This window comes from Thiemannella venezuelensis (genome assembly GCF_014203605.1).
Lineage (GTDB): Bacteria > Actinomycetota > Actinomycetes > Streptosporangiales > Streptosporangiaceae > Planomonospora_A > Planomonospora_A venezuelensis.
On record NZ_JACHJJ010000022.1, the window covers coordinates 149,324 to 158,906 of the forward strand.

Here is a 9,583-nt window from a genome sequence, read left to right on the forward strand (position 1 = left end):
CGGGCGGGGCCGCACGGGCGGGCCTCCGGTCCCGGGGGCCTGCCCGGTCCGGAGGCCGCTTCAGCGGTTGGGGCGCAGGGTCCAGGTGACGGTCATCTCCGAGACGGGGGTGCCGTCGGCGGTCCTGATCTCGACGACGACGTCGAACTCGGGCCGCTCGCCCGCGTCGAGCCTGGCCACGACCTCCTCCCGCGAGGCCCTCAGGCGCGCCTCGGCGACGGCCTCGCCCATCGCGAGCTTCACGTAGCGGATCGCCGCGTTCGCGGCCAGCGGGGTCGCCCGGGAGAGCTGGTCGCCGAAGGCGGAGAGCATCGCGGCGCCCGAGGCGGACTCGGCGAGGGTGAACAGCGCTCCGGCGTGCGGGCCGCCCAGGTGGTTGTGGAGGTCGGCGCGGTCGGGCAGGCGGCACACCGCCAGGCCCGGCTCCACCTTCTCGAAGGCGATGTCCAGCATCCGCGCGAACGGCACGCTCTGCAGCATGAAGGCACCCACGTCAAAGGTCATGCCCCTGATGCTACTCGTCGGTAACACGGTGTCCGGCGAACACCCCGAGTGCTCTTTGCGATTTATCCGACTTATCCCATGAACACCGACGACACGACACAATCCCACGGTTCGGTCACCGCTCTCCTGTAACCGGCCACCGACGCGATAGCGTTGCCCCCCGTGACGGGTTACAACGACGACCTGCGCCTCGCGCACGTCATGGCCGACGCCGCCGACGACCTGACCATGCGCCGGTTCAAGGCGGTGGACCTGCGCGTCGAGACCAAACCCGATCTCACGCCGGTGAGCGATGCCGACCGGGCCGTCGAGGAGTCGATCCGGGGCACCCTCCGCAGGGCCCGCCCGCGCGACGCGGTGATCGGCGAGGAGTTCGGCACGACCGGGTACGGCGCGCGCTCCTGGATCGTCGACCCGATCGACGGCACCAAGAACTACGTGCGCGGCGTCCCCGTCTGGGCCACGCTCATCGCGCTGATGGACCAGGGCCGCGTCGTCGTCGGCCTGGTGTCCGCCCCGGCGCTCGGCCGGCGCTGGTGGGCCGCCCGCGGCAGCGGCGCCTGGACCGGCAGGAGCCTGGCCAAGGCCTCCCGCTGCCAGGTCTCCTCGGTCACCCGGCTGGAGGACGCGTCCTTCTCCTACTCCAGCATCGGCGGCTGGGAGGAGGCCGGACGGCTCGACCACTTCCTCGACCTGAACCGGTCCGTCTGGCGCAGCCGCGCCTACGGCGACTTCTGGTCCCACATGATGGTCGCCGAGGGCGCGGTCGACGTCTCCGCCGAACCCGAGCTCTCCCCCTGGGACATCGCGGCCCTGACCGTGATCGTGGAGGAGGCCGGCGGCATCTGGACCGACCTGTCCGGCGTCCCCGGCCTCGACGGCGGCAGCCTGATCTGCAGCAACGGCTCCCTGCACGGCGAGGTCCTCAAGCGCCTCGGCGGCGGCCCGCTCACCCTCCCCGTCTGAGCCCTCCCCCTCTCAGCCCTCCCCGTCTCAGCCCTCCCGTCTGGGCCCTCTCCCCGCCCCGGTCCGCTCTCCTGCCGCGGTCCGGTCCCCCGCGGGCCCGCAGGGCCCTACACGAGAACGAGGCAACGCGCGGCGGCCATCAGGCCCGCGGTACGCCCGGCCGTACAGGCACACGTGGACGAGCAGCGGGGTCGCCGGCGGGCGTGTTGTCCATGGGCAGCTCCGCGATGAACCCGGGCCACGGCGCACCGAATCCCGCGGCGCCAGAGCCGTGCAACCGGGCCAGGTCACGGCCGAACCTCTCGGCCGCGCCGGGTCCGGGCGGGACGGTCTCCACCCACGACAGCACGAGCCGCTCGTCCGAGGCCTCGATCACCTCCGGCACGGCCGCCGCCCCCGCCTCACCGAGCCAGCGGAGCCCGGCCGCCTCCGAGGTGAACAACCGGTTAACCCGGCCCGTCTTCACGAAGGCGCGGCGGCCTCCCGGGAGTTCCGCGCGGTGCAGGCGCCAGGCGTGCGAGGCGCCGAGGTCCTCGACGATCCTCACCGGAACCACCTGCCCTTCGGCAGATCAGGCGGAGCGCACGGCCCCATGAGCGGCGGTGGGGGCATGCCGTCCTCCTGTCACGTTCCAGCGCGGTGAAACCCCACGTCATGGCCGGAGAGGGTCCCGTGGGGCGGCATTCACACGAACATGCCCACTCTTCCGGCTGCAGTCATGGCTCGTTTCATCTCTGTTCACTTTGGCCCGGTTACATCGGGGTCATCGAGAAACAGATCTCACTACGGAGAAGGAACATACCGTGACCAGTGGACAGCGCCGCCTCAGCGCGGTCGCGACGGCCGCGCTCGTCGTCTCGCTCGCGGCGGCGTGCGGCGGCGACGCCAAGCCCTCCGGCGACAGCACCTCCTCTGCCGCCCCCGCCCAGTCCTCCGAGGCCGGCACCGCGCTGAGCGGCGAGATCAAGGTCGACGGCTCCAGCACCGTCGCCCCCCTCACCCAGGCCGCCTCCGAGCTGTTCGGCGAGGAGCAGCCGCAGGTCAAGGTGCCGGTCGGCACCTCCGGCACCGGCGGCGGCTTCGAGCGCTTCTGCGCCGGTGAGACCGACATCTCCAACGCCTCCCGCCCGATCAAGGACGAGGAGAAGGCGGCCTGCGAGGCCAAGGGCATCAAGTTCACCGAGCTCACGGTGGCCACCGACGCCCTGACCGTGGTCGTCCCCAAGGAGAACGACTGGGCCACCTGCCTGACCACCGACCAGCTCAAGAAGATGTGGGAGCCGGCGGCCGAGGGCAAGGTCAAGACCTGGAAGGACGTCGACCCCAAGTTCCCCGCCGAGGAGCTCAAGCTCTACGGCCCGGGCACCGACTCCGGCACGTTCGACTACTTCACCGACGAGATCAACGGTGAGGAGGGCGCGAGCCGCAAGGACTACAGCCCCTCGGAGAACGACAACGACATCGTCACCGGCGTCTCCGGCGCCAAGGGCGGCCTGGGCTACTTCGGCTTCACCTACTTCGAGGAGAACGCCGACAAGCTGAAGGCGGTCGAGATCGACTCCGGCAGCGGCTGCGTCGCCCCGAGCGTCGAGACGGCCCAGGGCGGCACCTACACCCCGCTCGCCCGCCCGCTGTTCATCTACCCGTCGGCCGCCGCGGCGAAGCGGCCCGAGGTCGTGGCCTTCCTCGACTACTACGTGGGCAACATCAACGCGATCGCCAAGGACGCGAAGTTCATCCCGCTCAACGCCGAGCAGGAGGCCAAGCTCAAGGCGGATGTCACGGCCCTGAAGAGCCAGGGCTGATGGCCGCCCAGCACCTCAAGACCGCGTCAGGGGCCTCCCGGTCCCTGGCGCGGTCGCGCCCGCGTTACGGAGAGGCCGCCGTCAAGGTGGTCCTGCTCCTCGCCGCCCTGGTCTCGATCGCCACCACCGTCGGCATCGTCGCGGCCCTGCTGGAGCCGACCATCGAGTTCTTCGGCGAGGTCAGCCTCGGCGAGTTCTTCGGCTCGACGACCTGGGGGCCGCTGTTCAACCCGCCGGCGTTCGGCGTGTGGCCGATCATCGTGGCCACCGTGGAGATCACGCTGATCGCGATCGTGGTCGCCGTGCCGCTGGGCCTGGCCGCCGCGATCTACCTGTCGGAGTACGCCACCCCGCGCGTCCGCAAGATCTTCAAGCCCGTGCTGGAGGTCCTGGCCGGCGTGCCCACCGTGGTCTTCGGCTTCTTCGCCCTGACCTTCGTCACCCCGGTGCTGCAGGACGTGCTCCCGTTCCTGGACCTGGAGGCCAAGAACGCGCTCAGCGCCGGTCTCCTGGTCGGCGTGATGATCATCCCGATCGTCGCGTCGCTCTCGGAGGACTCGATGGCGGCGGTCCCCAACGGCCTGCGCGAGGGCTCCTACGCGCTCGGCGCCTCCAAGATGCTCACCTCGGTCCGGGTCGTCGTCCCGGCCGCGTTCTCCGGCATCGTCGCCGCCATCATCCTGGCGGTCTCCCGGGCCGCGGGCGAGACGATGATCGTCGCGATCGCGGGCGGCTTCAAGTCCGTGTTCACGATCTACCCCGGCAACGAGATGGCGACCATGGCGGCGTTCATCGCCCAGGCGGGCTCCGGCGACGCGTCGGTCGGCTCGACCGCCTACAAGACCATCTTCGCGGTGGGCTCGTTGCTGTTCATCATGACGTTCGCCATGAACTACGTCAGCGCCCGCATGGTCCAGAAGTATCGCGAGGTCTACGACTGATGGCCATCCTCTCCACACCGCGCTCCGCCGTGCAGCTCGCGAGCAGGGGGCGCCCGCTCAAGGAGCACCTCTTCCGCATCGCGCTGCTGGCCAGCCTGGCGATCGCGATCGTCTTCCTCGCCATGCTGATCATCTACGTGGTGGAGGAGGGCTGGCCCCGGCTCGATGCGACGCTGTGGGAGAACCAGCCCTCGATCCGCCGCCCGGAGACGGCCGGCATCCAGTCCGGAATCTTCGGCACCCTCTGGATCATCGGCCTGACCGCGCTGATGGCCCTGCCCACCGGGATCCTGGCCGCGATCTACCTGGAGGAGTACGCGGACAAGTCCAAGTGGTACAACCGGCTGATCGAGCTGAACATCTCCAACCTGGCCGCGGTCCCCTCGATCGTCTACGGCATCCTCGGCCTCGGGATGATCGCCCGCTGGATGCAGTTCGGCTTCACCATCATGACCGGCGCGATCACCATCTCCCTGCTGGTGCTGCCCATCGTGATCATCTCCGCGCGGGAGGCCATCCGCGCGGTGCCCGCGTCCATCCGCGAGGGCTCCCTGGCACTCGGCGCGACCCAGTGGCAGACCATCTACCGCCAGGTGCTCCCGGCCTCCATCCCCGGTATCGCGACCGGCTCCATCCTCGCCCTGTCCCGGGCGATCGGGGAGGCCGCGCCGTTCCTGATGCTGGGCGCGGCGACGCTGGTCCGGTTCAACCCCGAGGGTGTCTGGAGCAGCTTCAGCGTGCTGCCGCTGCAGATCTACAGCTTCATCACCCGTCCGCAGGAGGAGTTCGCCATCCTGGCGGCCGCCGCGATCGTGGTCCTGCTCGCGATCCTGCTGCTGATGAACTCCGTCGCCATCTGGCTCCGTAACCGCTACCAGAAGCGCTGGTGAGGAACGCAATGACCGAGTCCCGCAATCCCATGCCGACTTCTGGGATCGCCGCCCCCCGCACCCCCGTGCCGGTCCCCGCGCCGGCGGCTCCGATTGGAGTTTCCGTGCCGAACGTGACCGTGCGCGGCCCCGAGGTCCCCCGCAACATCGAAGCCCTCGACCCGGTCTTCACCGTCTCCGGCCTCAGCGTCTTCTACGGCGACTACGAGGCGGTGCGCGGGGTCGACATGACCATCGGCAACCGCGAGATCACGGCCATGATCGGCCCGTCGGGTTGCGGCAAGAGCACCGTGCTGCGCTGCTTCAACCGGATGAACGACCTCATTCCCGGCGCCCGCGCGGCGGGCAAGATCCTCTATCACGACGAGGACCTGTACGGCGAGCACGTGGACCCGATCGAGGTCCGCCGCCGGATCGGCATGGTCTTCCAGAAGCCCAACCCCTTCCCCAAGTCGATCTACGACAACATCGCCTACGGCCCCCGGGTCAACGGCGTGAAGGGGAGGATGGACGACATCGTCGAGGAGGCGCTCACCAAGGCCGCCCTCTGGGACGAGGTCAAGGACAAGATCAAGCAGAACGCGCTCTCCCTGTCCGGCGGTCAGCAGCAGCGACTGTGCATCGCCCGGGCGATCGCGGTGAAGCCCGACGTGATCCTGATGGACGAGCCCTGCTCGGCCCTGGACCCGATCGCGACCACCAAGATCGAGGACCTGATGCAGGAGCTCTCGCGCGACTACACGATCGTCATCGTCACGCACAACATGCAGCAGGCCGCCCGCGTCTCCGACCGCACGGCCTTCTTCACCGCCGAGGTGGACCACGCCGGGGTGCGGCACGGCCGCCTGGTGGAGTTCGACGAGACCAGCCGCATCTTCACCAACCCGAGCGACAAGCGGACCGAGGACTACATCACCGGCCGGTTCGGCTGAGGGTCCGCCCCGACACGCTCCACACATCCCTACTTGGAGGATCCGGGTGATCCAGCCGCAGACGGCACCCGAAGTGGACGGGGACACACGGACAGCGCCCATGCTGCTGGTGGCCGACCCGGAGTCGGCCCTGGTCGAGGAGCTCGCCGTGATCCTCGAACGAGAGGGAGTCGAGGTCACGGGCGTCGCCGACGGCGCCCAGGCCCTGTTGCAGGCCGGGGCGCTCCGGCCTGACGTCGTGCTCGTCAGCGCCTCGCTGCCGGTCATCGGAGCGGTGGAGTTCATCCGCGCCGTACGGCTGACGCGGGCGGTCCCCGTTCTCCTCGGCGTGGGCGAGGGCCACGCCGAGCAGGCGGTCCAGGCACTCGCGGCCGGAGCCACCGCGTGCGTGGCCCGGCCGTACCGGGTGCCCGAGCTCCTCCCCCTCGTGCAGGCCGCGATCGTAGGCGACTCGGGGGTCCGCCGAACGCTCGCGGTCGGCAACGTGGAGCTCGACGTCAACGCGTACCAGGTGAGGGTGGACGGCCGGATCGTCCACCTGCCGCTCCGCGAGTTCGAGCTGCTGCACTACCTGATGCGCAACGCGCATCGCACGGTCACCCGCGAGCAGATCATGCGACACGTGTGGAACTCCACCGACACCACCTCCACCAACACCATCGCGGTGCACGTCAAGCGGTTGCGCGCCCGGCTCGGGGACACCGACGACCAGCTCATCCAGACCGTGCGCGGCGTGGGCTACCGCCTGGTCGACCGGCCCTGAGAGGGCTCCGGCCCCTCCGGGGTCACGGCCCTCTCCGTCCGGAACCCGGGAACACGCCGGCGGTCCTTCCTCCCGCCGGCGTGTTCGTCGTTCCCGGACGCCCGATTTATCAGGCATATACACAAAAGCGATTACCATTTCAGGCCTGCGAATGGGGCGAAGCGCGCCCCGCCAGGGAAAGCGGCAGATCTCCCGCGATAAATGCGACTTCACCATCAAAGAAGCGCCATGAGCCTTTGACCGAAACGTGGCGCGACGACGTTGAATCGATGCCTCCGGTGCGAGATTGTTATTCGCGACAACGAGCAGTCAGCCGGTTACGGCTAACGGCAGGAGTCTCCAGAAGTTCCCCGTTTCGTTTCCATGGAGGAAGCATCATGATCCGTCGTATTCTCGCCGGTGCGGCCATCGCAGGTATCCTGGGCGCCGCTGGCATCGCCACCGCCTCCGCCGCCTCCGCCGGCGACTGGGACCGCCCCAGCACCACCTACGTCGTCGACGACAGCAACCACAACGAGATCCTGAACGACCTCATCGACCTCGCGCTCCTGGGTGTCATCGAGAACGAGGACTGAGTCGTCTCTCGGTGAGGTGATGACGGGCGCCCGGCACCGCGGGCCGGGCGCCACCGTCCGGGGATAGTCCGCGGCAGCCCCTTTGCCGGTCCTCCGGAAAAGCGGCGGCAGGACATTCCCCAAGCAAAAAAAGAAAGCCTCCGGTGTTCGCGTCGTCCGGCCAACGAGCGACACGCCGGGGGCTTTCTTTTTTTATTGAACGATTGCCCGGCGGGCAGCCGGGCGGACCGAGGCCCCGGCTCCCTCAGCGGGCCTGCGCCGTCAGACGGGAAACCGTCTCGTCGTCGCACTCCGCCCAGAACCCTCCGACGACGTCCTCCAGGTGCTCCAGCGAGTCGGCCCGGAACAGCACATCCTGGTACTTCGTGATGTCGTACTCGGTGGTGCCCATGGCGACGAGGTCCAGCGGGCGGATGTCCATCCCCCGGAACTCCTCGATCTCCCCGTAGGACGACAGGATGCCGGCGCCGTACGCCCGCAGCTCTCCCTGGTCGCTCATCACACCGAACTCCAGCGTGAACCAGAAGACTTTGGAGATGAACTCCAGCGCCTGCTCGCTCTCGACCCGCCGCGCCGCGTTCCCGGCCAGCCGGTAGAGCCGCGCGTAGCGGTCCGAGGCGAGGGCGTTGGCGTGCCCGATCACCTCGTGGATCACGTCCGGCTCGGGCGTGTAGAGCGGCGTGGAGTGGTGCCGGATGTACTGCGTCGAGTGGAAGAAGCCGTCCGCCAGGACCCCGTAGAAGTCCCGCAGCGGCACCAGTCCGGCCGCCGGAAGGTAGCGGAAGCCGGTCAGCGGCTCCAGCAGGTCGCCGACCTCCTGCAGTTGCGGGATGCGCTCGCCGGGCAGGCCCAGCCGCTCGGTCGCCTCCAGGTACTCGGCGGTCGCGTACTTTCGATGCTTGATCGCCAGCTCCCGGCTGACGATGCGCCATACCTCGTGCTCCTGATCGGTGTACTCGGCCGTCGGGATCGGCGTGCCGGGCACGTACCCGAGCGCGAGCGCGGCGATGGCGTTGCGGCGCGCCCGGTAGACAGGGTCCGCGAAACCAGGGTGACCCGCGGCGAGCTCGACCTCGACCGTGCCGTCGTCACGCGTCGCCACCGGCGCGAAGTACTGTGCTTCCTCGAACATGTATGAAATGACAGCAATTCTCAGAAACGTTGACAAGAGCGAACAGTTTCAGTGAGCGAATCGCGCATGATCGCACGGTTGGACCTGGCCTGTGCTGGTCATATCGCCTAGTCTGGCCGCGTGCCCATCGACGAGCTCGACAGCCGCCTGCTGGTGACCATGCGCGCGCATCCGCGCATCGGCCTCACCGAGCTCGCCCGCCTGCTCGGCGTGGCCCGCGGCACGGTGCAGGCCCGCGTCGAGAAGCTCACCTCCCGCGGCGTCATCGCCGACTTCGGGCCGACGGTCACCCCGGAGGGGGTCGGCTATCCCATCCTGGCCTTCGTCTCCCTGCAGATCGCCCAAGGCCGCTTGGCGGAGGCCGTGCAGGCGTTGGAGGCGCTCCCGGAGATCCTGGAGGTGTACGGCACCAGCGGCCAGGCCGACCTGCTCTGCCGCGTGGTCGCCCGCAGCCCCCCGGACCTCCAGGAGGTCATCGCCCGGATCCTCGCCTCGCCGGCCGTCCAGCGCACCGACACCACGATCGCCCTGTCCGTCCAGATTCCGTACCGGATCGAACCACTGCTCCGCAGTGCGCCGAGCGGCACCTCGAACGCCTGACCTCTGGTCTCACACCAGCACGCGGGAAGAAGGGGAGACCGCCCCGGGGCCCCGGCCCCTCGGAGCCAGGCCTTCAGAGCCGGACCCCTTCAGAGCCCGGGTGCTCCTCCGCCCAGGCCGCTGCCACCCGGGCAGCCCCTTCCTCCCCGGAGGGGACGCTTCCCGGTTCCCGGGGATTGCTGAGCGCAATATTCATCGCTCTCAGCAATCCCCGGAAAACATCCCGGCCCGCCCTCCCCCAGAAGCCACTCGGAACGGACCCGAACGGCCCGTCCGCGAAGTGACACCCGACGACAGGGACCACCCGGCCGCAGCTCACGCACAACATGCTCGCATACACCCCCCACCGAACGCGGGGCCGCGCTCCGGGAGAGCATCGACCTCGGCTATTCAGCCTGAGAATGCGCTTCAAGATCGATAAATGAAGAAGGTGCGCCCGATCTGCAAGGATGTGAGTGTCTAGATCAAATCCACA

Annotated in this window: 11 protein-coding genes; 8 read left to right on the top strand and 3 right to left on the bottom strand. The window is 69.1% G+C overall.

Translation table 11 applies throughout. The features are described from left to right. Positions 1-60: 60 nt before the first annotated feature. Positions 61-504 (bottom strand): DUF4442 domain-containing protein, encoded by a 444-nt coding sequence (locus FHS22_RS27710; RefSeq protein ID WP_184946337.1) that lies wholly within the window; start codon positions 502-504, stop codon positions 61-63. A 162-nt stretch (positions 505-666) separates the two neighbouring features. Here FHS22_RS27710 and hisN point away from each other — a divergent pair, with 162 nt between their 5' ends. Then, on the top strand, positions 667-1,470 hold the full coding sequence (gene hisN / locus FHS22_RS27715) for a histidinol-phosphatase (RefSeq protein ID WP_184946338.1): 804 nt from the start codon (positions 667-669) through the stop codon (positions 1,468-1,470). Between the two features lie 139 nt (positions 1,471-1,609). Here hisN and FHS22_RS27720 read toward each other — a convergent pair whose 3' ends face one another. After that, on the bottom strand, positions 1,610-2,017 hold the full coding sequence (locus tag FHS22_RS27720) for a fructosamine kinase family protein (RefSeq protein WP_184946339.1): 408 nt from the start codon (positions 2,015-2,017) through the stop codon (positions 1,610-1,612). A 256-nt stretch (positions 2,018-2,273) separates the two neighbouring features. On the opposite strand from FHS22_RS27720, the gene FHS22_RS27725 reads away from it, so the two are divergent. From FHS22_RS27725 to FHS22_RS27750, 6 genes are all read left to right on the top strand, one after another. Beyond that, a complete protein-coding gene (locus tag FHS22_RS27725; RefSeq protein ID WP_184946341.1) occupies positions 2,274-3,275 on the top strand; it encodes a PstS family phosphate ABC transporter substrate-binding protein in 1,002 nt (333 codons plus the stop codon). Further along, positions 3,275-4,216, top strand: a complete 942-nt coding sequence (gene pstC, locus FHS22_RS27730) for a phosphate ABC transporter permease subunit PstC (RefSeq protein ID WP_184946343.1) — start codon at positions 3,275-3,277, stop codon at positions 4,214-4,216. Before FHS22_RS27725 ends, pstC begins: the two co-directional genes overlap by 1 nt. Further along, positions 4,216-5,106: a phosphate ABC transporter permease PstA gene (pstA, locus tag FHS22_RS27735; protein ID WP_184946344.1), complete on the top strand. Its 891-nt coding sequence runs from the start codon at positions 4,216-4,218 to the stop codon at positions 5,104-5,106. The genes pstC and pstA overlap by 1 nt, the downstream gene beginning before the upstream one ends. A 104-nt stretch (positions 5,107-5,210) precedes the next feature. Further along, positions 5,211-6,038 (top strand): phosphate ABC transporter ATP-binding protein PstB, encoded by an 828-nt coding sequence (gene pstB / locus FHS22_RS27740; RefSeq protein WP_377297578.1) that lies wholly within the window; start codon positions 5,211-5,213, stop codon positions 6,036-6,038. Positions 6,039-6,138: 100 nt separating this feature from the next. Further along, positions 6,139-6,801 (top strand): response regulator transcription factor, encoded by a 663-nt coding sequence (locus FHS22_RS27745; protein WP_221474177.1) that lies wholly within the window; start codon positions 6,139-6,141, stop codon positions 6,799-6,801. 377 nt (positions 6,802-7,178) lie between these two features. Beyond that, entirely contained in the window at positions 7,179-7,376 is a 198-nt protein-coding gene (locus FHS22_RS27750; protein WP_184946350.1) for a hypothetical protein, read from the top strand. Between the two features lie 244 nt (positions 7,377-7,620). On the opposite strand, the gene FHS22_RS27755 is transcribed toward FHS22_RS27750, so the two are convergent. Next, positions 7,621-8,508 (bottom strand): phenylalanine 4-monooxygenase, encoded by an 888-nt coding sequence (locus FHS22_RS27755; protein WP_184946352.1) that lies wholly within the window; start codon positions 8,506-8,508, stop codon positions 7,621-7,623. 120 nt (positions 8,509-8,628) lie between these two features. Between FHS22_RS27755 and FHS22_RS39375 the strand changes: the two genes are divergently transcribed. After that, entirely contained in the window at positions 8,629-9,108 is a 480-nt protein-coding gene (locus tag FHS22_RS39375) for an Lrp/AsnC family transcriptional regulator (protein WP_184946354.1), read from the top strand. The last annotated feature ends 475 nt before the right edge of the window (positions 9,109-9,583 follow it).

Bases quoted from the DNA above. Each gene is read 5' to 3' on its own strand.
- FHS22_RS27750 (WP_184946350.1), top strand. From the start codon at position 7,179: ATGATCCGTCGTATTCTCGCCGGTGCGGCCATCGCAGGTATCCTGGGC.
- pstA (WP_184946344.1), top strand. From the start codon at position 4,216: ATGGCCATCCTCTCCACACCGCGCTCCGCCGTGCAGCTCGCGAGCAGG.
- FHS22_RS27745 (WP_221474177.1), top strand. From the start codon at position 6,139: ATGCTGCTGGTGGCCGACCCGGAGTCGGCCCTGGTCGAGGAGCTCGCC.
- pstC (WP_184946343.1), top strand. From the start codon at position 3,275: ATGGCCGCCCAGCACCTCAAGACCGCGTCAGGGGCCTCCCGGTCCCTG.
- FHS22_RS27755 (WP_184946352.1), bottom strand. From the start codon at position 8,508: ATGTTCGAGGAAGCACAGTACTTCGCGCCGGTGGCGACGCGTGACGAC.
- FHS22_RS27710 (WP_184946337.1), bottom strand. From the start codon at position 504: ATGACCTTTGACGTGGGTGCCTTCATGCTGCAGAGCGTGCCGTTCGCG.